Annotated in this window: 22 protein-coding genes and 1 tRNA gene; 8 read left to right on the forward strand and 15 right to left on the reverse strand. The window is 70.1% G+C overall.

All coding sequences use genetic code 11. The annotated features are described in order from the left end of the window. Positions 1–91 precede the first annotated feature (91 nt). The 3 genes from ACQEUU_RS02120 to topA form a co-directional block, all read right to left on the reverse strand. Positions 92–601, reverse strand: a complete 510-nt coding sequence (locus ACQEUU_RS02120) for a helix-turn-helix transcriptional regulator (protein WP_433059494.1) — start codon at positions 599–601, stop codon at positions 92–94. Between the two features lie 63 nt (positions 602–664). After that, positions 665–1,876, reverse strand: a complete 1,212-nt coding sequence (locus ACQEUU_RS02125; protein ID WP_433059496.1) for a metallophosphoesterase — start codon at positions 1,874–1,876, stop codon at positions 665–667. A 55-nt stretch (positions 1,877–1,931) separates the two neighbouring features. Further along, complete coding sequence (gene topA / locus ACQEUU_RS02130) at positions 1,932–4,631, reverse strand: type I DNA topoisomerase (RefSeq protein WP_433059498.1); 2,700 nt, start codon at positions 4,629–4,631, stop codon at positions 1,932–1,934. A 208-nt stretch (positions 4,632–4,839) separates the two neighbouring features. Between topA and ACQEUU_RS02135 the strand changes: the two genes are divergently transcribed. Then, the gene (locus ACQEUU_RS02135; RefSeq protein WP_408638206.1) at positions 4,840–5,019 is read left to right on the forward strand and encodes a DUF5703 family protein; all 180 of its coding nucleotides are present in this window, start codon (positions 4,840–4,842) and stop codon (positions 5,017–5,019) included. Between the two features lie 255 nt (positions 5,020–5,274). On the opposite strand, the gene ACQEUU_RS02140 is transcribed toward ACQEUU_RS02135, so the two are convergent. Continuing rightward, positions 5,275–7,023 carry a chaplin family protein gene (locus ACQEUU_RS02140; protein ID WP_433059501.1) on the reverse strand — a complete coding sequence of 583 codons (1,749 nt, stop codon included), beginning with the start codon at positions 7,021–7,023 and terminating at the stop codon, positions 5,275–5,277. A gap of 304 nt (positions 7,024–7,327) precedes the next feature. Then, positions 7,328–7,777, reverse strand: a complete 450-nt coding sequence (locus ACQEUU_RS02145) for a hypothetical protein (RefSeq protein ID WP_433059504.1) — start codon at positions 7,775–7,777, stop codon at positions 7,328–7,330. Positions 7,778–8,157: 380 nt separating this feature from the next. Here ACQEUU_RS02145 and ACQEUU_RS02150 point away from each other — a divergent pair. Next, positions 8,158–8,243 (forward strand) — tRNA-Leu (locus tag ACQEUU_RS02150). Here ACQEUU_RS02150 and ACQEUU_RS02155 read toward each other — a convergent pair. From ACQEUU_RS02155 to ACQEUU_RS02170, 4 genes are all read right to left on the reverse strand, one after another. After that, the gene (locus ACQEUU_RS02155) at positions 8,225–8,407 is read right to left on the reverse strand and encodes a hypothetical protein (RefSeq protein ID WP_433059506.1); all 183 of its coding nucleotides are present in this window, start codon (positions 8,405–8,407) and stop codon (positions 8,225–8,227) included. The two genes, ACQEUU_RS02150 and ACQEUU_RS02155, sit on opposite strands and share 19 nt — an antisense overlap. A gap of 455 nt (positions 8,408–8,862) precedes the next feature. Beyond that, positions 8,863–9,636 (reverse strand): SDR family oxidoreductase, encoded by a 774-nt coding sequence (locus tag ACQEUU_RS02160; protein ID WP_433059509.1) that lies wholly within the window; start codon positions 9,634–9,636, stop codon positions 8,863–8,865. Between the two features lie 100 nt (positions 9,637–9,736). Continuing rightward, positions 9,737–10,717, reverse strand: a complete 981-nt coding sequence (locus tag ACQEUU_RS02165) for an NAD(P)H-dependent flavin oxidoreductase (protein WP_433059512.1) — start codon at positions 10,715–10,717, stop codon at positions 9,737–9,739. A gap of 117 nt (positions 10,718–10,834) precedes the next feature. Then, positions 10,835–11,224, reverse strand: a complete 390-nt coding sequence (locus ACQEUU_RS02170) for a hypothetical protein (protein ID WP_433059515.1) — start codon at positions 11,222–11,224, stop codon at positions 10,835–10,837. Between the two features lie 525 nt (positions 11,225–11,749). Between ACQEUU_RS02170 and ACQEUU_RS02175 the strand changes: the two genes are divergently transcribed. Together ACQEUU_RS02175 and ACQEUU_RS02180 are read left to right on the forward strand one after the other, a co-directional pair. After that, the gene (locus tag ACQEUU_RS02175) at positions 11,750–12,826 is read left to right on the forward strand and encodes a helix-turn-helix domain-containing protein (RefSeq protein ID WP_433059518.1); all 1,077 of its coding nucleotides are present in this window, start codon (positions 11,750–11,752) and stop codon (positions 12,824–12,826) included. A gap of 302 nt (positions 12,827–13,128) precedes the next feature. Then, positions 13,129–14,439, forward strand: coding sequence for an aminotransferase class V-fold PLP-dependent enzyme (locus tag ACQEUU_RS02180; RefSeq protein ID WP_433059521.1), 1,311 nt, complete (start codon positions 13,129–13,131; stop codon positions 14,437–14,439). Positions 14,440–14,467: 28 nt separating this feature from the next. On the opposite strand, the gene ACQEUU_RS02185 is transcribed toward ACQEUU_RS02180, so the two are convergent. Together ACQEUU_RS02185 and ACQEUU_RS02190 are read right to left on the reverse strand one after the other, a co-directional pair. Further along, positions 14,468–14,932: a DUF3592 domain-containing protein gene (locus ACQEUU_RS02185; RefSeq protein ID WP_433059523.1), complete on the reverse strand. Its 465-nt coding sequence runs from the start codon at positions 14,930–14,932 to the stop codon at positions 14,468–14,470. A 54-nt stretch (positions 14,933–14,986) separates the two neighbouring features. After that, positions 14,987–15,496 carry a MarR family winged helix-turn-helix transcriptional regulator gene (locus tag ACQEUU_RS02190; RefSeq protein WP_433059526.1) on the reverse strand — a complete coding sequence of 170 codons (510 nt, stop codon included), beginning with the start codon at positions 15,494–15,496 and terminating at the stop codon, positions 14,987–14,989. 90 nt (positions 15,497–15,586) lie between these two features. Here ACQEUU_RS02190 and ACQEUU_RS02195 point away from each other — a divergent pair, with 90 nt between their 5' ends. Further along, positions 15,587–16,456: an alpha/beta fold hydrolase gene (locus ACQEUU_RS02195; protein ID WP_433059529.1), complete on the forward strand. Its 870-nt coding sequence runs from the start codon at positions 15,587–15,589 to the stop codon at positions 16,454–16,456. Positions 16,457–16,483: 27 nt separating this feature from the next. Here the strand turns inward: ACQEUU_RS02195 and ACQEUU_RS02200 are convergent, their stop codons facing one another. The 3 genes from ACQEUU_RS02200 to ACQEUU_RS02210 all read right to left on the reverse strand — a co-directional run bounded on the left by ACQEUU_RS02200 (position 16,484) and on the right by ACQEUU_RS02210 (position 18,027). After that, positions 16,484–17,140 (reverse strand): TetR/AcrR family transcriptional regulator, encoded by a 657-nt coding sequence (locus tag ACQEUU_RS02200; RefSeq protein WP_433059532.1) that lies wholly within the window; start codon positions 17,138–17,140, stop codon positions 16,484–16,486. A 163-nt stretch (positions 17,141–17,303) separates the two neighbouring features. After that, positions 17,304–17,564: a hypothetical protein gene (locus ACQEUU_RS02205; RefSeq protein WP_433059534.1), complete on the reverse strand. Its 261-nt coding sequence runs from the start codon at positions 17,562–17,564 to the stop codon at positions 17,304–17,306. A 100-nt stretch (positions 17,565–17,664) separates the two neighbouring features. Further along, positions 17,665–18,027 (reverse strand): DUF1622 domain-containing protein, encoded by a 363-nt coding sequence (locus ACQEUU_RS02210; protein WP_433059537.1) that lies wholly within the window; start codon positions 18,025–18,027, stop codon positions 17,665–17,667. A 106-nt stretch (positions 18,028–18,133) separates the two neighbouring features. Between ACQEUU_RS02210 and ACQEUU_RS02215 the strand changes: the two genes are divergently transcribed. From ACQEUU_RS02215 to ACQEUU_RS02225, 3 genes are all read left to right on the forward strand, one after another. Next, the gene (locus tag ACQEUU_RS02215) at positions 18,134–18,940 is read left to right on the forward strand and encodes an LLM class flavin-dependent oxidoreductase (protein WP_433059540.1); all 807 of its coding nucleotides are present in this window, start codon (positions 18,134–18,136) and stop codon (positions 18,938–18,940) included. Further along, complete coding sequence (locus ACQEUU_RS02220) at positions 18,940–19,368, forward strand: nucleoside deaminase (protein WP_433059542.1); 429 nt, start codon at positions 18,940–18,942, stop codon at positions 19,366–19,368. Before ACQEUU_RS02215 ends, ACQEUU_RS02220 begins: the two co-directional genes overlap by 1 nt. A gap of 61 nt (positions 19,369–19,429) precedes the next feature. Continuing rightward, positions 19,430–19,915, forward strand: coding sequence for an NUDIX domain-containing protein (locus ACQEUU_RS02225; RefSeq protein WP_433071708.1), 486 nt, complete (start codon positions 19,430–19,432; stop codon positions 19,913–19,915). An 83-nt stretch (positions 19,916–19,998) separates the two neighbouring features. On the opposite strand, the gene ACQEUU_RS02230 is transcribed toward ACQEUU_RS02225, so the two are convergent. Beyond that, positions 19,999–20,310: a hypothetical protein gene (locus ACQEUU_RS02230; protein WP_433059545.1), complete on the reverse strand. Its 312-nt coding sequence runs from the start codon at positions 20,308–20,310 to the stop codon at positions 19,999–20,001. Positions 20,311–20,344 lie beyond the last annotated feature (34 nt).

Consider the following 20,344-nt stretch of genomic DNA (forward strand, 5'->3'; position numbering starts at 1 on the left):
GTCGCTGAGGGTAGTACGTCCATGGCCTGGCGCGCATGACGCACCGGGCGAATGGGCCCCCCTACAACATCGCCGGAGACCCGCCGCCGTTTCACATCCGCGCTCTGGCCCGCTCGATGACCGGGGCCCAGCGTGACCGCACCCCCGCGGGCAGGTCGAGCTCCTCCCACAGGTCGGTCAGCAACAGCTCGTCGACGTGCGCCAGCAGCTGCTGGGAGTCGCCGTCGCGCAGCAGCACCGCGTAGGCCTGGCGGCGCTGCTCACGCACCGCCAGGTCGTAGACCCGCTCGCGGACCCGCACCCGGCCGAGCGCCTGGCCGACCGGCAGCCGCGGCAGCCGGTTGGGGACGCCGCCGGTGAACTCCACCTTCGGCTCCAGCGCCAGCCGGAACCCGGCGGCGTCCAGGATGCGCCCCGCGGTCTCCAGCGTGGGCGACTTGCGGGCGTGCTCGTAGGCCGACAGCGTGGTGCGTGACGTGCCGCACATCCCCGCCAGCTGCTGCTGGCGCATGCTGGCCTCGTGACGCGCCTGCTTCAGCAGCATCGCGCCGCGCGCGGCCCAGAAATTGACGTCGGGCAGCCCTCCACCGGGGGAAGACATGAGTGACCACCTCCGAAGTATCCGCCGGGATACTACACCACGTAGCCACTCCGTCGCAGCCAGTTAGCGAATCTCCAGCAACGTGATCTCGGGCGGCGCCCCCACCCGCACCGGCGGCCCCCAGAACCCGGCCCCGCGCGTCACGTACACCTGCACCCCGTCGACGGTCGCCAGCCCCGACACCACCGGCTGCTGCAGCGGCACGATCAGGTTGAACGGCACCATCTGCCCGCCGTGCGTGTGACCGGACAACTGCAGGTCGACCCCGTACCGGGCGGCCTCCGCCACATGGACGGGCTGGTGCGCCAGCAGCACGACCGACCGGCTCTCGTCACGGCCGCCGAGCGCCTTGCCGAAATCGGGAGCGTCGCCCGCGGTCGCGCCCGTGACGTCGTTCACCCCGGCCAGATCCAGCACCGCCCCCTGGTGGCGGATCTCCACCCGCTCGTTGCGCAGCGAGCGCACCCCCAGGTCGCTCAGCTCCTCGACCCACTCGCCCGGCCCGTTGGCCGTGTAGTACTCGTGGTTGCCCGTCACGAAGTACGACCCGTACCGGGACTCCAGGTCGCGCAGCGGCCTGGCCAGCGGCCCGAGGGCCTCGACCGTGCCGTCGACCATGTCGCCGACGATCGCCACCACGTCGGCCTCGAGACCGTTGATCATCCGGACGATCCGCTCGGCGTGCGCCCTGCCGGTCAGCGGGCCCAGATGGATGTCGCTCACCACGGCGAACCGCAGCCCGCTCAGCCGGGAGTCGAGCCCCGGCAGGGTGACCGCGGCGCGTTCGATCACCGGGTCGCCCAGCGCCCGCGTCACCCCGTACCCGACCGTGCCGAGCGCGCCCACCCCCGCGACCAGCGCCGTGGCCCGGCCCAGGAACAGCCGCCGGCCCGGGTCGGCGGGCGCGTCGCCCGGGACGACCGGCTCGCGCGGCCCGCCGGCGGGCACCTTCGCCGGCTCCATCATCGGCGCCCCGGCCGGTTTCCGCGCGCGCAGCACGACCCCCGCCACCGCCCGCGGCACCTCCAGCGCCAGCAGGATCCAGAACAGGTAGAACATGATCGCGACCCACAGGAACCCCGGCCAGGCCAGCCACGACAGCCACGGCACCCGCTGCCCCACGAAGGTGACCACCACCAGCGCGAACAGCCCGACCGCCACCAGGCCGAGCCGTCCGCGCACCGGACCTGGCCGCGTCGTCGCGCGCGCCAGCCGATGCCACAGGTAGTAATGGACCCCGGCCAGCACACTCAGGACCACGACGAGGAAAACCACCCCGTCATGCTATGAGCGCCAGGAGCCCGCCGCGCGCGGCGTCCTGAGAGCCCTCTCAGGACTTGGCGGCGGGCTTCTTCGCCTTCGCGGGCGCCTTCTTCGCCGGGGCCTTCCTCGTGGACGCCTTCTTCGGCGCGGGCGCGCGCCCGCGCCGCTCGGCCAGCAGCTCCGCCGCCCGCTCGATGGTGATCTCCTCCACCGTGTCGCCCTTGCGGAGCGAGGCGTTGGTCTCGCCATCGGTGACGTACGGCCCGAACCGGCCCTCCTTGACCACCACCGGCTTCTTCGAGTTCGGGTCCTCGCCCAGCTCGCGCAGCGGCGGCGCGGCCGCCGCCCGGCCCCTGCCCCGCTGCTTCGGCTGCGCGAACAGCTCCTTGGCCTGCTCGATCGTGACCGTCAGCAGGTCGTCCTCGGACCCGAGCGACCGCGAGTCGGACCCCTTCTTCAGGTACGGGCCGAACTTGCCGTTGTGCGCCACCACCTGCTCACCGTCGAGCTCACCCACCACCCGCGGGATCGACAGCAGCCTGAGCGCGTCCTCCAGCGTGACCGTGTCGAGCGACATCGACTTGAACAGCGAACTCGTGCGCGGCTTGGGGGCGTCGGCCTTCTTCGTGCGCCGCTTCTTCTCGCCCTCGGCGGGCGGCGCCTCCTCCGGCAGCACCTCCGTCACGTACGGCCCGTACCGCCCGTCCTTGGCCACGATCAGGTGACCGCTCACCGGATCACGCCCCAGCTCACGGTCGCCGGTCGGGCGCGCGATCAGCTCCTCGGCCTTCTCCGCCGTCAGCTCGTCGGGGGTCATGTCCTCGGGGACGTTCACGCGGGTGCCGTCGCGGTCGAGGTACGGGCCGTAGCGGCCGACCCGGATGACGATGTCCGTACCCTTGATCGGGAAGGAGCTGATCTCCTTGGCGTCGATGTCGCCCAGGTCGGTGACCATCTCCTTGAGACCCTCATCGCCGTCGGCGCCGTAGTAGAAGCGCTGCAGCTCCGGCACCCGCTCGGCCCGGTCGTTGGCGATGTCGTCGAGCACCTTCTCCATCTCGGCCGTGAAGTCGTAGTCGACCAGGTTGCCGAAATGCTGCTCCAGCAGGTTGACCACGGCGAAGGCGAGGAACGACGGCACCAGCGCCGTGCCCTTCTTGAACACGTAGCCCCGGTCGAGGATCGTGCCGATGATCGAGGCGTACGTCGACGGCCGACCGATCTCGCGATCCTCCAGCTCCTTGACCAGCGACGCCTCGGTGTAGCGGGCCGGCGCCTTGGTCGAGTGGGCGGCCACGTCCAGCCGCGAGACGGTGAGCGCGTCGCCCTCGGCCAGGTTGGGCAGCCGCTTCTCCGAGTCGTCGCGGTCGGTGGCCGGGTCGTCATGACCCTCCACGTACGCCTTCAGGAACCCGTGGAACGTGATCGTCCGGCCCGAGGCGCTGAACTCGACGTCCTCACCCGCCGACGACCGGCCGCCCACCTTGACCTGGATCGACTCGCCGACCGCGTCCTTCATCTGGGACGACACGGTCCGCTGCCAGATCAGCTCGTACAGCCGGAACCTGTCGCCGCTCAGCCCGGTCTCGCCCGGCGTGCGGAACTCCTCGCCGGACGGCCTGATCGCCTCGTGCGCCTCCTGCGCGTTCTTGACCTTGCTGCTGTAGACGCGGGGCTTGTCGGGGACGTACGAGGCCCCGTACAGCTTGATCGCCTGCGAGCGCGCGGCCTGCACCGCGGTCTCCGACAGCGTGATGCTGTCGGTCCGCATATAAGTGATGTAGCCGTTCTCGTAGAGGTGCTGCGCCACCTGCATCGTGTACTTGGCGGAGAAGCCCAGCTTGCGGCTGGCCTCCTGCTGCAGCGTGGTCGTCCGGAACGGCGCGTACGGCTTGCGGGTGTACGGCTTGCGCTCGACGGACTTGACGGCGAACGACGCGCCGGACAGCCGCCCGGCCAGCTCGCCGGCGGCCTGCTCCGACAGGTGGAGCACGTCGGCGTTCTTCAACTGCCCGGTGCTGGCGAAGTCGCGCCCCTGGGCCACCCGCCTGCCGTCGACGCCGGTCAGCGTCGCGTTGAAGTCGCGCGGCCGCTCCTCCGGCTTGCCGCTGTCGAACAGCGCCTGCAGGTCCCAGTAGTGGGCGGCGGTGAACGCCAGGCGCTCCCGCTCGCGCTCCACCACCAGCCTGGTCGCCACCGACTGGACGCGGCCGGCGGACAACCGCGGCTTGACCTTCTTCCACAGGACCGGGCTGACCTCGTAGCCGTAGAGACGGTCGAGGATGCGGCGGGTCTCCTGGGCGTCGACCAGGCGCAGGTTGAGCGAACGGGGGTTGGCGACAGCGTCGCGGATGGCCTGCTTGGTGATCTCGTGGAACACCATCCGGTGCACCGGCACCTTCGGCTTGAGCACCTCGCGCAGATGCCAGGCGATCGCCTCGCCCTCACGGTCCTCGTCAGTGGCCAGGAAGAGCTCGTCGGCGTCCTTCAGCAGCTGCTTCAACTTACTGACCTGCGACTTCTTGTCAGGGTTGACGACGTACAGCGGCTCGAAGTCGTGCTCGACGTCCACGCCGAGGCGCGCCCACGGCTTCCCCTTGTACTTCTCGGGGATGTCGTCGGCCTTCTCCGGCAGATCGCGGATATGGCCGATGCTCGACTCGACGATGTAGCCGGCGCCGAGGTACTCCTTGATCGTCTTCGCCTTGGCGGGCGACTCGACGATCACCAGGCGTCTTCCGCCGGCGCTGCCGTTGTTGGCTGGCACGCTGCTTCCTACCTCGCTGTTAGCTTGCTTTCCCCCTGCCGGACGTCCGGCATAGATCTGAAAGGTAACCCCTCGCTCGGAAATTTCCTTCCCCCGGGCTACCCACTGGCTTCCGGGTCCATCCACGAGCACGCAGAATAGGGCCCATCGAGCGGCATGGCGCCCTGACTCATCCTGGAGACTAATCGTTGTGCTCGACTACTCCTACATGGATATCTTCATCCCACGCGACCTCTCCCGAGAAGCCGCACGTCAGCTGCTGACCGAGCACGCGGAGTACGGCCAGTGGGAGCTCGCCAGGGTGCGCAAGCACGCGGACGGCAGCAGGCACGTACGCCTCCGACGCAAGATCGTACGGGTGCGCAGCACGCTGGCGCGCCCTGGTTGAAGAACGGACAAGGCTTTGCCCGCTCCGGGCCGCGCCCCCGGAACGGGCAAAGCGTTCATCGCACGCTGTCTCCCCGGAGGCAATCCGGGGGCAGCGGCCGTATGCGGCTCCTCCGCGTTCGCCCACGCTGCGGTCCGCCCACCCGTCCGGCAGGCGGGCCGCCTCGTTGTCCGCTGGCTACTTGACGGTCGGACGGAACCAGCGGATGGCGGCGGGCTACGTGACGGTCGGGCGGAACCGGCGGATGACCGCGGGCTACTTGGCGGCTGGACGGAACCGGCGGATGGCCGCGAACACCGTCGCCGTCACCGCGAACAGCCCGCCCAGGGCCAGCGCCAGCAGCGAGGCCGTGGACATCCCGGCGACGCCCGCGGGCTGGGCGGCGCTCATCAGCCCCAGGCCGCCGACGGGCAGGCCACTGGCGACCGACTTGACCGCGCCGCCGACCGGAGTGGCGGCGACCAGGTCCGTGGCCGGGTTCGAGACGCCCGCGGTGGTCTTCTTGACGGGCTTGACGGGCTTGACGGGCTCGGCCGGGGCCGACGGCAGGCCGGGCAGCCCCGGAACCTGCGGCAGGCCGAGCAGTCCGGTGACGCCGGCGACGTCGCCGACGATCGGGAGCCCGCCACCGCTCATCTGCCGCGCCGAGCTGCCGAGACCCTGCACCCCGCTCATCCCGGGCAGGCCGGGGACGGCGCCCGAGGCGCCCACGGCCTTGCCGGACAGGTGCTTGCCGTGACGGTAACCCGGCTTCGACCTGCCCACGTGGGCGCCACCGAGGCACCCTGCGGCGGCGTCGCCGAGAACGGCCACCGCGTTGCCGCAGACGTTCACCGGAGCGGTGATCGGCGCCACCACCTGGTTGCCGCCCAGCACCGAATTGCGGCCCGACGTACGGTTGCCACCCGCACCTTTGCCGCCGTTCTTGACCGAGGCGCCGCCGGTGCACCCGGCGAACGCGTCACCCAGAACGGCCACCGCGTTGCCGCAGACGTTCACCGGAGCGGTGATCGGCGCCACCACCTGGTTGCCGCCCAGCACCGAATTGCGGCCCGAGGTACGGTTGCCACCCGCGCCGGAGCCGCCGCCCTTGGTGTGGACGCTCGCGCCGCCCTTGCACCCGGAGGTGGCGTTGCCGACCGAGTTGCCGCAGGCCGTGATCGGCAGGTTGATCGGGGCGACCACCTGGTTGCCGCTGCCGGCCCCGAACCGGCCGTCGGTGTCGTTGCCGGTGGAGCCGCGGTGGTAGCCGCGACGCTGGCGGCCGCCTTCGTTGGTGACGGACGCGCCGCCCTTGCACCCGGCGAACGCCTCGCCGAGCGCGGCCACCGCGTTGCCGCAGATGTTGACCGGAGCGTTGATCGGCGCCACCACCTGGTTGCCGCCCAGCACCGAGTTGCGGCCCGACGTGCGGTTGCCGCCAGCACCGGAGCCGGAGCCGGAGTTGCGCACCGACGCGCCGCCCTGGCAGCCCGCGGCCGCCTCCCCGAAGATCGCCACAGCGTTGCCGCAGGCGTTGATCGGGGCGTTGATCGGGGCGACCACCTGGTTGCCGCCGAGGATGCTGCGGTCACCGGAGGTGCGGTTGCCGCCCGCGCCGGGGCCGCCGCCCCTGTTCTGGACGCTGGCGCCGCCCTTGCACCCGGCGTCGGAGTTGCCGAACAGCGAGACCGCGTTGCCGCAGGCGTTGACCGGGGCGTTGATCGGCGCGACGACCTGGTTGCCGCCGAGGATGCTCGACTCGCCGGAGGTCCGGTTCGAGCCGCCGCTCCGCCCATTGTTGACGACGGACGCGCCGCCCGCCGAGGAGGCGGTGGAGTCGCCGACCACGCCCACGGCGTTGCCGCTGATGTCGATCGGCAGCGAGATCGGCAGGTTGACCTGGTTGCCGCCGCCGATGGAGTTGTCGCCGTCGGTGTCGGCCGAAGCCGCGCCGCCGCCGAACGACATGACCGCCACGGCGAGGAGAGCCGCGGGAGTGGAAACCTTCGCCCACGTACGCATGAGAATGCTCCTACTGATTACTTCGGGGGAATTACCTGACAGCCCGCGGCCGGCCGGAGCCATGCGAGAGCACAGCGGAGACCCCGGGGAGCGCGAACCTGTTGCGGAAGTGATCGACGTCCAGCACTGATCGACGTACCGTTGACCGACTCGCCGTTGATCGACGCGTCGTTGGTCGCGCGCTCAAGTGATCGACGTGCTGAAGCGATCAATGTGCTGGAGTGATCGACGTGTCACCCGCTGACGGAGGGGGACTCAGCCACGCTCCGCCGCCGGCCGGGAAGGGCCGGTCTCATGGCGGGGATTAGTCAGGTGAGAAAGAAGGGTCGTCCGCCGCTGCGCGGACGACAGGGGACTGCACGTACGCGGGAGCGACGCGCCTCACATCGAGCCGCGGATCGAACCCGTACCGCGCGATGTCCCCCGTGTTCGGCCCGAAGGGGCCGTTGCCACCGCCGGTGGGCACCAGACCGTCGGTGTCGAGAATCTGACCGGCGGGAGACGGTGACGGCAGCCCGTGATCCGGCTCGCTCGTGAGCCCGTCCACCGTCAGCCCCGCCATGGCCTCGGCGTCGCTGGACGCCACGGCCGCCAAGGGCGCGCCGGCTCCTGTCGCCGCGATGGGATCCGCAGCCGCCGGAGCGGCGGTGAGCATCTGGAAGACCACGGCGAGCAGCCAGCCGGCGGCCACGAGACCGCCGACTGTCGCCGCACGCACCAGGACCCGACGGGCGACGGCCGCGAACCGCGCCATCCGGTCAGCCCGGCGGGCACCGGTGGGCACGCTCCGCACAGCGAGGGATCGCTCCCTCTGCCGCTGCGCGGACCTGCGTGCCATGTGACCTCCCGAAAGACGACCGGCGTAAGGCCGGTCGCATGACAACCCCTCAACGCTGCGTAACCATAGCAGTACTCAAGGTTGTCGCAAGCGGTTTTCACCGGAGATCCAGCAACTGGTCAAGTCCGCCCGCCTAAACCACCCCGAACTGCCCTCGCACCTCATGACATGGTCTGCTTACGGCGACCTGTCCGCCACGCCGGGCGTCTCTCCGGATACCTGGTATGACGCACCCCGAAAGGTTTGCTAACCTTACGGAGCCGACGCGAGATGACGGTCTTACGTGCAGGCACCAAGTCCGGGTGGCGGAATAGGCAGACGCGCTAGCTTGAGGTGCTAGTGCCCTTTGCGGGGCATGGGGGTTCAAGTCCCCCCTCGGACACACACCGCACGCACATGTGGGGGCTCCGGTTCGATTCGGGCCTCCACATATTGCTTTTCCGGGTAGTAGGTGAGCTTCAGGCCGAGCTGGGTGTAGAGGTCGGCCTTGTCGTCCGGGTCCGCCTCACCTACCAGCCGTACCACGTCCCCGACCTCTTCGATCATCGACCTGATCTCGGCGACGCTGCTGCGCTGCGCGGTGCCGCCTTGAGCTCTCCCTCAAGACGGGCGCGTTCGTTCTTCGTCTCGTTGATCCATCCGGCGAACTCGATCGGGTCCCCTCCGGCGTCGAGGCGGAGCGATACTGATTGAGCTTGCGATCACACTTCGACAGGCGTTTACGCAGGTCGATCAGGCCTGCTTCGTTGGGATCGAGCACCTGCGGATCAGCCGCAATACCCTCATCTCCCTTGCTGAGGAAGATCCCGCCCCGGCCGAACCGGTCGCGCCTCCTCCCGCTGTTCCCGATCAGCCCGCCTACCAGCAGAGAACTTACTCACCGTCTGTCCCACTTGAGCCTGGCACAGAGGGTGGCGAGAGAGATCCGGCAGGCCGACCCTACGCATGAACTTTCGAGCCTCGGAAAGCCCGGAAAGCCCACGAGTATCCGATGTACGTGTTCACGGCACGCTGCGGTTGGTATTCGACTTCACCTCGCGCGCGAGCCATTGCTCGAACGTGGTCGGCGCGATGTGCGCGTTCTCGCCGGCCAGCAGGATGTCGCCCGCCATCTCCACGCCGAAGGCAGTCGACCAGGTCGGTATGAGCTTCACCGTCTGGCGGCGTGCCAGGTGCGTTCGTCGCGCCATGTCGACCAGGTCGTGGAAGTCGGGTCCCGCGACGTCGGGATATCGCCCTTGGGGCGGACCGGTTGCGATTCCCGCGAGAATCTCAGCGACGTCGGAACAGGCAACAGGCTGTACTAGGAGCGGCGGGATCAGAGTTTCGCCGTCACGCTCGTTCATGCCGGCCACCGCTGCGGCGAAGTCATAGAACTGCGTGGCGGGAACGATCGTCCAGGGCACGGGCCCGCTGAACACCAGGCGTTCCTGACAACGCTTGCCCTCGTGGTGTGGGGTGCCCTCGATGCGGTGCAGGCCGGCGATCGAGAGCAGGACGTGATGTCCGACCCCGGCGCGCACTTCCGCGGCGAGCAGGCCGCGGGTCGTCTCAGAGAACCGTGTCGCCGCCTGGGTTCTGTCCGCCGCGGGATGATTGGTCACATCCACGACCGCCTCGACTCCGTACAGCGCTTCCCTGACACGATCCTCATCGGCCAGGTCCAGCCCGAGGCTTCGGCTGATGCGGACGACCTCGTGCCCGCGTTGTTCGAGGGCGGCGACCGTGAGCCGGCCTACCTTGCCGGTGGCTCCGGCGACCGCGACGCGCGTCATCGCGCACCCGCGCGGCAGGCCGGCGGAGAAGCGGACCTCATCATGGATCTCCTTCCGCTGTGCTGGAGGTCACCTATGTCACGAAGACAGCAACGAACTGTCAGCTCAGGAGTCTGTCGGCCTGGGCGGCGATCGTCTTCACGATCTGCCTGGCCGGCTTCTCGTCGTGGACGAGCGCTGCCGTCTGGCCCGCGTAGAGAGCCATGGCCTCAAGGTCGCCCGTCATGCCGGCGACCGGCACCGAATCGCTGTAGCGCAGCCGAGTCGTGCCGCGCTCGTCGGCGGCGACGATCTCTCCTTCTCCCGGGCGGGCCGGCGCGGCGGGCATTCCGGCGGCCTCCCAGGCGGCGACGGTGCTGTTGCGGATCACCCGATGGGGGGCGTTCGGCCAGCCCCCGTCGAAGCATGAGGTGTACACGGTGTCGGCGTCGCCCGCTGTGCGGACCGCGTGGCGATAGACGGGATGAGTGCCGGCTTCCGCCGCGGTCAGGAACCGGGTGCCCAGCCAGCCCGCCTGAGCGCCGAGCAGGAGGGCGGCGGCCAGACCGCGCCCGTCGCCGATGCCGCCGGCGGCGACCACCGGCACAGGTCCCACGGCGTCCACCACTGCCGGGACGAGCGTCATGGTGGTGGTTCGCCCCCGAACGTGTCCACCGGCTTCCCAGCCCTGAGCGACCACGCAATCCACTCCTGCCTGCACGGCCTGCCGGGCCTCCTGTACGGATCCGACACTGTGCAGGTGGAGCGCGCCGGCGCGTCGAACACGGTCGGTCACGCTCGCCGGGTCGCCCCAGAAGGTGGAGATGATCTCCACTCCTTCGTCCAGGCATACCTCCAGCAGCTCCCGCACCGGGAAGTCCAGGACCAGGTTCACTCCGAACGGCCGGCTGGTCCGCCTCCTGACCTGCCGGATCTGCTCGCGGGCCGCATTCCGGTCGGCCCACGTCAGCGCCAGCATCCCCAGACCCCCGGCGTCGCAGACAGCCGCGGCCAGGTCGGGGGTGGCGGCCGAGCCGATGGGGGCCTGGATGATGGGCACCTGGATCCCCAGCCGCTCGCACAGGGGCGTTCTCAGCGGCATGACACCTCCCCAGCGCTTCTTCACCGAGAAGCGTTATGGATGCTCGCGGTTCTGGCCGGGCGGGACTCCGACCGGGTGGGCCGGCCATCGCCGGCCCACCTGCCTCGCATGTTCACGTCAGGGGCAACGGGCCGGCTTCGTCGCGTTGAGGTAGACCTCGGTCGTGCGGGCACCGTTCAGGTACTTGGTGTCGAAGTCGCAGAACCAGATGACTCTTCCGTCAGCGAGGTACACGGCGCCCGACCATCCTCCGGCCTGGAACTTCTGAGCCGAGACGCTGATGTAATGCGCGCCGCTGCAGTTCCAGCTGTACGTATTGCCCGAGGTGGAGGTGAGCCTCGCGGACGTCGTCTGGCAACCGAGTGCGGACAGGCTGTCGGCCGATGCGGCAGTAGTTCCTCCGGCGACCAGAGCGGTCGCGGCAGCGGCCGTACAAAAGGCGGCCTTGAGCAGCGTCTTGAAACTCTTCGCCGGAGTCGTGGTGATCGTTGGTGTTGACGTCGACACGGTGTGAATCCTTTCTGCCGACCTGTCGGCAGGTTCGTGTTTCGGTTTCCTGCGGTTCTGGAAAATTTCTCTGCGCAGGACCTTTCGTCCGCGCGTCCTCACTATTGCCTCTCGTCGGCAGGGGCGTCTTTCCTCTCGATGCCATCCGATGTGCCACCCGTGCCAATGGTGGGACGTGGCACGACCCGCGCGTGCCGGCAGCAGACCGGCACGATGAGCGATCACGAGCCGCATCGAACCGGGAGGTGGGCAGCGTGCCCTTCTGGGGTCTGCGGAGAAAAAGTGGCTGGTCGCGGCTATATGCGCGACCCGCATGCGATGTGAAATCCGGCGTTTTGTAATCTCTGACCGAGGCGACTCCACCGGCGACGGCCTTTCCCGGAGATCGGAGATGTTCCCGAGATGGCGCACGGTGCCGGCCACAACGCATCCATCCAGCTTGATCCATCGGTTTCCGACGTTCGTGAGTGAAGATCCGCCTGGCGCCCCGCGTAAGGGCTGCCCGGATGTCGACAAGGACTTCAGATGACGGCCATCCACATGCACCCACTCGTCGACGCGGGAAGAGCCGCGCCCGCCATAGCGCCGTCCCCGGTGGCGGCCGCGCGCCGCTCACCCCACATGCGGCGCCTCATCGACACCGGCGACTTCCCGCCGGCCAGGCGTTTCGCCATCTGGCAGGAGGTCGTCGGTCAGTTGTTCGGCGCGATGGACATCATGGACGAACAGAAAACGAGGTTCAGGGGCAGGATCGACTTCGCGGACTTCGGCGCGGTCCAAGTCACATCGTTCACGTCCACGGAGTGCGTGGCCCACCGGACGCCCAGGATGATAAGCCGAGACGATCCCGGACAGCTGCAAATGGCGCTCAGCCTGAACAGCGCCACCATGGTGGAACAGGGCCGGCGAAACGCTGTCCTCGGCCCCTCCGAACTGACCCTTTACAGCACCTCACAGCCCTATCGAATCCACGCCCGGAGCCGGTCCGCGGCACCTGTGCGTGGCATCATGGTCGCGATCCCCCGCGACCTGGTCCCGCTGGCCCCGCGAAAGATCGACCGTCTCACCGCGACCACTTTCTCGGGCGCATCAGGGATCGGCGGGCTGTTGGTGACCTATCTCAAAGGGCTCCTCACCGGCCCCGATCATTATCAGGCGGCCGACGCCACTCGACTCGGCGCCGTCCTCATCGAGCTGCTGACGGTGCTGCTCGCGCATCGGCTGGAGGGGCCTGACGCGATCCCGCCGGAGAGCGACAGGAAAATACTTCTCATGCGGATCCACGCATTCCTGGAAGCCCACCTCGACGATCCGCAATTGACGCCGGCCGTGGTGGCCGCGGCGCACAATGTCTCTCTGCGCACCCTGCATCGGCTCTTCGCGGACGACGGGGTCGGCGTCGCAGGCTGGATCCGCAACCGCCGGTTGGAGAGATGTCGCAAGGATCTGACCGACCCGCACCTTTCTGATCGGTCCATCTGGGCCATCGGGGCCGGACACGGCTTCGCCAACCCCGCGCATTTCAGCAAGACCTTCCGGACGGCCTACGGCATCAGCCCTCGGGACTATCGAATCCGCCACCTCGAAGGATTCGGCAGGTAACACGTACCAGCTCGTCCGGCAGGGTGAATCGCTCTCGGGAATCGTCCACGCCCAGTGGTCCCGCCGGCCGCCTCTCGATCACCGCCGAACCTCGATCCGGCCGTGGTCGGCGGCGTGCAGGCCGGTGGCGGGTCGCCGAACGATAAAGAACACGTGGAATCTTCGACAGGCATTCTCCAGGTATGACGACACGGGACAAACGGTCGTCGTGCCGTACGGAGTCGTCTCCCACACTGGACAGGCACGGCGGGCCCGCGCGACTGCCGCCCGCGAAGCGCCGCAGACACCAGGTGGAGTGCTCAATGGATCTGTCCAGACGCCGGATCGTCGCCGGCCTCGGCGTCGTGGCGGCCGGCGCCGTGGCGCGTCCGCTCACCCCGGAGCCGTCGAGCCCGCCGGCGATGCCCGCCGCGCCGCGCGGCGTCGGCCCCGAGGAGCTCGCGCGCGACGAGCGCTTCTGGGCGGCCGTCGCCCGGCAGTTCCGGGTGAGCCCGGACTTCGTCAACCTGGAGAACGGCTACTACGGGATCATGCCGGAGCCGGTGAAGGAGGCGTACCACCGCAACGTCGACCATCTCAACGAGCTCAGCTCCCACCTGCTGCGGACCACCTTCAAGCCGCGCGCCGACGAGGTCCGCGACCGGATCGCCGCCCTGCTCGGCGTGACGAGGAACGAGATCGCGCTGACCCGGGGCGGCACCGAGGCCCTGCAGAACCTGATCGCCGGCTACAACCGCCTGCGTCCCGGCGACGCCGTCATGTACGCCGACCTCGACTACCACAGCGGCCAGTACGTCATGAACTGGCTGCCCGCCCGGCGCGGCGTCACGGTCGCGCGCATGGTCATGCCGGAGCCCGCGACCCGCGAGGCGGTGCTCGACGCCTACCGGCGAGCGTTGCGCGAGCACCCGAAGGTGCGGCTGCTGCTGCTCAGCCACATGAACAACCGCACCGGGCTGGTCACCCCGGTGCGCGAGATCGTCACCATGGCGCGCGAGCACGGCGTGGACGTGATCGTGGACGCCGCCCACTCCTGGGGCCAGCTGGACTTCACCCTCACCGACCTCGACGCCGACTTCGGCGTGTTCTCCCTGCACAAGTGGATGGGCGCGCCGCTGGGCTCGGGCTTCCTCTACATCCGTGAGGGCCGGCTGGCCGACATCGACCTCTGCTACATCGACGAGACCTACCCGGCCTCCGACATCCGTTCCCGCGTGCACTCGGGCACGATGGACGTGGCCCCGTTCCTGACCGTGGACGTCGCGCTCGACTTCCACGAGAGGCTGGGCGCGCGGGTCAAGGAGGCGCGGCTGCGCTTCCTGCGCGACCGCTGGGTCCGCCAGGCGCGCGAGCTCGGCGCACAGATCCTCACCCCGGACGAGCCCGGCATGTACGGCGGCATCACCGCTTTCCGGTTGCCCGGGCGGGCGTCCAAGGAGGACAACGTGGCCATCGCCGAGGATTTGATGACCCGGCACCGGATCTTCACCGTCGCCCGCAGCGGCATGGCCGGAGGCGACGTCGTGCGGGTCACCCCGGCCGTGTTCACCTCGATCGACGACGTGGACCGGCTGGCGGCCGCGCTGCGCGACATCAGCGCGCACCCCCGGTGATCAACCGTGCGGCGGTCCCCGTCCCCTGTCAGGTCCGGCGCCGGGCGCTCCGCCGGCCCTTGAGGAACAGGATCGTGCCGATCGGCGTGAACAGCGCGCCCAGTCCGCCGGTGATCACCGGGGCGATGAACGCCGGCCAGAACGAGGCGATCCGCGCGTCGTACGGGTTGTCCGGGTCGTAGGCGACGGGGATGCTCTCGCCCTTGGCGTAGGCCGGCGGGCTGCTGCCGTGGGAGCTCCGGAACGAGTACAGCCTGCCGTCGACGGTGAACTCGACGGTCGGATACCAGACGGTGGTGTGGCGGTAGAAGCCGTCGCGGTTACGGGTCGTGCTGGTCTGTTCCGTCAGCTCGACCACGGTGCCGTCGGTCTGCTGCGCCGAGGCCAGGAAGCTCGCCGCCGAGGCCGCCAGGGCGACGGTGACGCAGAGCAGGACGAGGCCGACCAGACCGAAGATTCCCCCGACGAGGGTGAGGAGCCTTCCGTTGTGCATGGGAGGAGTCTGCCGGACCCTTGGCGCGGCCGGGAAGGCGCCTCGTGCGGGGCGCTAGGACGGTTCCGACGATGGCGGGGGCGTCGTTCCGTCAGAGCGGCCACCGGCGCTCCGGCGTCGGACGACGGCCTGTTCGATGCCGGCCAGGGCTTCGAGCTGCTGCGTGGACAGCGCCTCGGTGAAGTGGCGGTGGATCGAGGCGAGATGGACCGGGGCGGCCTGGGCGCGGGCCTGCCGGCCGGCCTCGGTGAGCACGACGTCGTCGCCGCGGCCGTCGAGCTCGCAGGGCTGACGGGTGATCAGCCCGCGCCGTTCCATCCGGCCGAGCTGCCGGGACAGCCGGCTGTGGGTCCAGTTCATCCGGGCGGTGAGACCGTGCACCCGGATGCAGTGCTCCCCGTCGGACATCGCGACCACGGCGTCCAGCACGTCGTAGTCGGCCATCGACAGGCCCGTGTCCCGCTCCAGGTCACGCGCGACCTCCGTGTCCACCAGCAAGCGCAGCCTGCGGTAGGCCGTCCAGGCCCGGCTTGCGGCCTCGTCCTGAGGTCTCGATCGCGTCATACGTATCAGTATAGGAAATCTAGTGACATGTAACGAATCTTCTCCTAGCATCTTCGTTACACGTAACGAAGATGACGAAGGGTGTGGCTGATGTCGATCGAACAGCGCATGATCAAGGTCAACGGGGTCGAGCTGTGCACGGAGTCCTTCGGCCGGCCGGAGCATCCGGCGATCCTGCTGATCCACGGCGCGGGTCACTCCCTGCCGGCCTGGGAGGAGGACTTCGTGCGGCGACTCGTGGCCGGCGGCAGACGCGTCATCCGCTACGACAGCCGGGACGCCGGCCTCTCGACGCACTACCCGGCGGGAGCACCGCCGTACGGGCTGCGCGACCTGGTCGCCGATGCCGCGGCCCTGATCGACGCCTTCGGCCTGGTCAGCGCCCATGTCGTGGGCATGTCACAGGGCGCGGCGGTCGGCCAGCTCCTGGCGCTCGACCACCCCGGCCGGGTCGCCTCGCTCACCCTCGCCTCGGCCACGCCCGGCGTGCCCGGGCTCGAGCAGCCGGACCTGCCGCCGATGTCGGCCGGGCTCCAGGCCCTGTTCGCCGAGAAGGCGCCGGAGCCGGACTGGTCGGACCGGAGCGGCGTCATCGACTACCTGGTGGAGGCCGAGCGCCCGTTCGCCGCCGCCTCCAGGCCGTTCGACGAGGCGGGCATGCGGGCCATGGCCACCCGCGTGGCCGGCCGCACCAAGAACCCCGCCGCCCAGGTGACCAATCCGTTCATGATCGACGCCGGGGAGCCGTGGCGGGACCGGCTCGGGCGGATCACCGCGCCGACCCTGGTGCTGCACGGCACCGAAGACCCCATGTTCCCCATCGAGCACGGACGCGCCCTGGCCCGGGAGATCCCCGGCGCGCGTTTCGCGGCGATGGAGCGGACCGGCCACGAGGTCTTCCCCCGCGCCCAGTGGGACGTCGTCGTCCCCGCGATCCTCGGCCACACCGCGCCCCGGTGACCCGCGACAGGACCGCCGCCGGTCCTCTCAGGAGCCCGGCCGGGTCATCCTCAGGGCGAACTCGGCGTAGGTGTCGGCGACCTTCTCCGGCTCGTACGGCATGGCGGAGTCGTACCAGTTGGCCACCCGCATCCCCATCCCGCTGATCGCCGTGACCGCGAGGAAGGCGTCGGGCACGTCGAAGACGCCCGCGGTGATGCCCTCGTCGAGGATGTCCATCAGGAGCTGCCGGCCGTCGGCGCGGAGTGTGAGCGCGGGAGCGGCGAGTTCGGGCGAGAGGGCGTGCAGTTCGTTGTCGGCGACGACCGCGAGCATGGGGAACTCGGCGTGGGTCAGCACGTGCGCGCGCACCACGCGGCGCAGGCGCGCCTCGGGGCCCGCCGGGCCTTCGGCGGCCGCCTCCGCCAGCCGCCGGTGGTGCTCCTCGTGACCGATGCGGACCAGCTCGGCCAGCACGTTCTCCTTGGCGGGGAAGTGGGAGTAGAGGGTCGCCGAGCGGATCTCGCAGGCCTTTCCGAGGTCGCGGATCGAGGTGCCGTAGAAGCCCCGCTCGGCGAAGAGCAGCAGCGCCTCGCGCAGGATCCGGCCGGACGTGCCCTTCAGCAGGACGCCCTCCGGGAGCCGGACCTCGGAGGAGGCGAACCGGCGGTGGGCCGCGGGCGCTGCCGATCGATCGTTAGTCACGACCTCATTCTGCCGTGATGTCGCTCCGGCGAAGGCGACCAGGGTGCCGACGGTCGGATCGGAGCCGGGGAGGAAGAGCGTGTCGAAGACGGGGCGAGTCATCCGGGTTGATAGCAGCAGAGTCGTCCGGTGTGCACCGTGACGCGCAACTCCTCGCCGAGGATCAGGTCGGCCGCGGCGACCGGGTCCGTTCGAGCCGTACGAGGTCGTTGGCGGACTCGTACGCGTCGATGTCCTCCTGGAGGGACGACAGCCGTTCGCGGTACGCCCTGATGACCTTCTCGTCCAGCGTCGGATGGCCGGGGCCGGTCCTGGCGTCGGCCGGGCGTCCGCCGCTCCGGCATGGGTCCCGCGGCCAGTTCGATGCGTCATGGAACGTGCCATGGCTGAACCCCCGGTTACAGCGCTGTGACTCAGCGCCCAACCCCCGGTGTTCCATCCCGTTCCACCGGCGTTCCACCCCCGGGACACCGTCCGTCTCCGTGGGCGTGCTCACGGGGGCGGGTGCGCGCGCCTGGCAGGGGTCAGGCCTGGCTCTGTCTGCTCAGGGACCGGGCCTGCCAGGGCCAGCGGCCTTCGAGTTCCACCTCCAGCGAGAAGCTGAGGATGGTACGGACCAGCACGATCACGGCGAGCACGCCGACGCCGGCGAACGTCGGTGAGACGGCGACGGTGCGGATGATGTCCGCGGCGACGAGGAACTCCAGCCCGAGCAGGATCGCCCGGCCCAGGCCGCGGCGGTACTTCTGGTAGGGCTCCTGGACGGAACGGCGCTGGAGCAGCCGGTAGCCGAAGATGACGGTGGTCACCAGGGCGCCGATCACGATGACCGCGACGCCGGCCAGGTCGATCGCCTCGCCGGCGGCCTCGATGATGCTCTTGTTCATGGGCGGTGTCTCATCCTGGAGCGCGCGGTTGTCCTTCCGCCTCGCGTGCCCGGCCCCGCCGCCGGTCAACCCTTCACGGATGAGCGGGCCGGTATAGCTTCGCTCCATGAATCTTGGCGTCAACGTACCGAACTTCGGGCCGGGAACCGATCCGGGCGTGCTGCGCGAGTGGGCCCGGGTCGTGGAGGGGCTCGGCTTCGACCTTCTGATGATGTCGGACCACGTGGTCGTCACGCCGGACGTGGCCGAGCAGTATCCCGAGCCGTTCTACGAGCCGTTCACCACGCTGTCCTGGCTAGCGGGCCTGACGACCCGGGTCCGGCTGGGCACGACCGTGCTCGTGCTGCCCTATCGGCATCCGCTTCTGGTGGCGCGCATGGCCGCCAACCTGAACCAGCTCAGCGGCGGGCGGCTCGTGCTCGGCGTGGGCGTGGGCTGGGCGCGTCAGGAGTTCGCCGCGCTCGGCGTGCCGTTCGCCGAGCGCGGCCGGCTGACCGACGAGTATCTGGCCGCCCTGCGCGACGCCTGGAATGCCGGAACCGGGCCCGCGGCGCCCCTGTGGATCGGCGGCAACAGCGAGGCGGGGATCCGGCGGGCCGCCGAGTTCGGCGACGCCTGGCACCCGCTGCGCAACACCATGCCCTGGCTGCGGGCGGCCATGGCGGAGCACCCGCGGCTCACGGCCGCGCCCCGCATCGCGCTGCGGCTGACCGCCGAACCCGTCGAGGACGCTGAACGGCTCGCCGGTGTCGGCAGTCTCGAACAGATCCTGGACGACCTCGCCCAGCTTCGCGCGCTGGGCGCGGACACCGTCGTGCTCGACCCCTTCCACGGTGATCTGGAGGAGATCCGCCGGCCCCACGCGGCCTGGCGGGCGCTCACGGCCGTGGCCACGCACTGGAGGAACGCCTGATGATCACCCCTGCGGACGAGGACTTCCTGCGGCGTGCGATCGCCCTCGCGGCCCACGCCGTCACCCTGGGCGACGCGCCGTTCGGCTCCCTGCTCGCCGGCCCGGACGGCGAGATCCTCGCCGAGGCCCACAACACGGTACGGAGCGACAACGACATCAGCGCCCACCCGGAGCTGAAGCTGGCCCGCTGGGCGGCCCGCGAGCTCGACCAGGAGACCGCGCGCGGCACCACCCTGTACACCAGTTGCCAGCCCTGCGGCATGTGCGCCGGCGGCATCGCGCGCTCGGGCCTCGGCCGGGTCGTCTACGCCCTGTCCACCGAGCAGTTCGTCGAGCTCCACCCGGCGGGCGCCTGGCCGGCCGTGCGGCAGGACGGCCCGGCGCTGTTCGACGAGGCCCGGGTCCCCATCGACGGCTACTACACCTGACCGCTCGCCCCCGGCCGGTGCCGATCGGCGGGGCGTCCCCTGGTCTAGTCTCACGGTCGTGATGATCAGGAACTCGCACTGCTCGTTCTGCGGCGCGGCCTTCGCCCCTGACCAGGCGTGGCCGCGTACCTGTCCGGCCTGTGCGAACACCAGCTATCTCAACCCGCTGCCGGTCGCGGTGATGGTGCTGCCGGTGGATGACGGCGTGCTGGTGGTGCGCCGCGACGTCGAGCCGCACCGGGGCGAGCTGGCCCTGCCCGGCGGCTTCATCGACGCCGGCGAGTCCTGGCAGCAGGCGGCGGCCCGTGAGCTGCGCGAGGAGACGGGCGTCCGGGTCGACGCCGGCGAGGTGCGGCTCCTCGACGTGCTCAGCGCGCCTGACGGCACGCTGCTGGTCTTCGGTCTGGGGCCGCGCACCGGCTCGGCCGGCCTGCCGCCGGTCGTGGCGACGGCCGAGACGTCGGAGTGGCTGGTCATCGGCGGGCCGCGGGAGCTGGCCTTCCCGCTGCACACCCGGGTCGTGGCGGAGTTCTTCCGTTCGCGGTGACGGACGGCGGGAGGCAGGGCGCCCTGCCTCCCGCTCGTGCCGCGCGTCGCGAAGCCCGCAGCCAAGCGGGCGTCAGCCGCTCGCTATCGGAAGCGGATCTGGCCGTACTTCAGCTCTTCGCCGGACAGGCAACTGACGGTGGACGGCTGACCGCCCGGAGACCGCCACTGTCCGTACCGGAGCGTGGGCAGGGGGTTGCCCGGCTTCTCGCACCGGGCCACGGCCTGGTACTCCCCCGTTCCGGTGGCGCAGTACGCGGACACGGTGTTCGAGCTCGTCATCACCTGGCAGCCGCTGGGCTGGGCGTGCGCGGCCGTCGCCGGCAGGGCCAGGGCGCCGGCCATGATCCCGCCGATCGCGGCCGCCCGCAGGGTCCGCCTCGTCTTCGACCTCATGACTCTCCTCTTCATGGACGGCACCCCCCGGGTG

Origin of the sequence: Nonomuraea sp. CA-218870, assembly GCF_050936535.1 — a bacterium.
GTDB lineage: Bacteria > Actinomycetota > Actinomycetes > Streptosporangiales > Streptosporangiaceae > Nonomuraea > Nonomuraea corallina.

Excerpts from the sequence above, each read along its gene's own strand:
- ACQEUU_RS02120 (WP_433059494.1), bottom strand. The coding sequence starts at position 601 with ATGTCTTCCCCCGGTGGAGGGCTGCCCGACGTCAATTTCTGGGCCGCG.
- ACQEUU_RS02135 (WP_408638206.1), top strand. The coding sequence starts at position 4,840 with ATGGATATCTTCATCCCACGCGACCTCTCCCGAGAAGCCGCACGTCAG.
- ACQEUU_RS02140 (WP_433059501.1), bottom strand. The coding sequence starts at position 7,023 with ATGCGTACGTGGGCGAAGGTTTCCACTCCCGCGGCTCTCCTCGCCGTG.
- ACQEUU_RS02145 (WP_433059504.1), bottom strand. The coding sequence starts at position 7,777 with ATGGCGCGGTTCGCGGCCGTCGCCCGTCGGGTCCTGGTGCGTGCGGCG.
- ACQEUU_RS02155 (WP_433059506.1), bottom strand. The coding sequence starts at position 8,407 with ATGATCGAAGAGGTCGGGGACGTGGTACGGCTGGTAGGTGAGGCGGAC.
- ACQEUU_RS02160 (WP_433059509.1), bottom strand. The coding sequence starts at position 9,636 with ATGACGCGCGTCGCGGTCGCCGGAGCCACCGGCAAGGTAGGCCGGCTC.
- ACQEUU_RS02165 (WP_433059512.1), bottom strand. The coding sequence starts at position 10,717 with ATGCCGCTGAGAACGCCCCTGTGCGAGCGGCTGGGGATCCAGGTGCCC.
- ACQEUU_RS02175 (WP_433059518.1), top strand. The coding sequence starts at position 11,750 with ATGACGGCCATCCACATGCACCCACTCGTCGACGCGGGAAGAGCCGCG.
- ACQEUU_RS02180 (WP_433059521.1), top strand. The coding sequence starts at position 13,129 with ATGGATCTGTCCAGACGCCGGATCGTCGCCGGCCTCGGCGTCGTGGCG.
- ACQEUU_RS02185 (WP_433059523.1), bottom strand. The coding sequence starts at position 14,932 with ATGCACAACGGAAGGCTCCTCACCCTCGTCGGGGGAATCTTCGGTCTG.
- ACQEUU_RS02190 (WP_433059526.1), bottom strand. The coding sequence starts at position 15,496 with ATGACGCGATCGAGACCTCAGGACGAGGCCGCAAGCCGGGCCTGGACG.
- ACQEUU_RS02195 (WP_433059529.1), top strand. The coding sequence starts at position 15,587 with ATGTCGATCGAACAGCGCATGATCAAGGTCAACGGGGTCGAGCTGTGC.
- ACQEUU_RS02210 (WP_433059537.1), bottom strand. The coding sequence starts at position 18,027 with ATGAACAAGAGCATCATCGAGGCCGCCGGCGAGGCGATCGACCTGGCC.
- ACQEUU_RS02215 (WP_433059540.1), top strand. The coding sequence starts at position 18,134 with ATGAATCTTGGCGTCAACGTACCGAACTTCGGGCCGGGAACCGATCCG.
- ACQEUU_RS02220 (WP_433059542.1), top strand. The coding sequence starts at position 18,940 with ATGATCACCCCTGCGGACGAGGACTTCCTGCGGCGTGCGATCGCCCTC.
- ACQEUU_RS02225 (WP_433071708.1), top strand. The coding sequence starts at position 19,430 with ATGATCAGGAACTCGCACTGCTCGTTCTGCGGCGCGGCCTTCGCCCCT.
- ACQEUU_RS02230 (WP_433059545.1), bottom strand. The coding sequence starts at position 20,310 with ATGAGGTCGAAGACGAGGCGGACCCTGCGGGCGGCCGCGATCGGCGGG.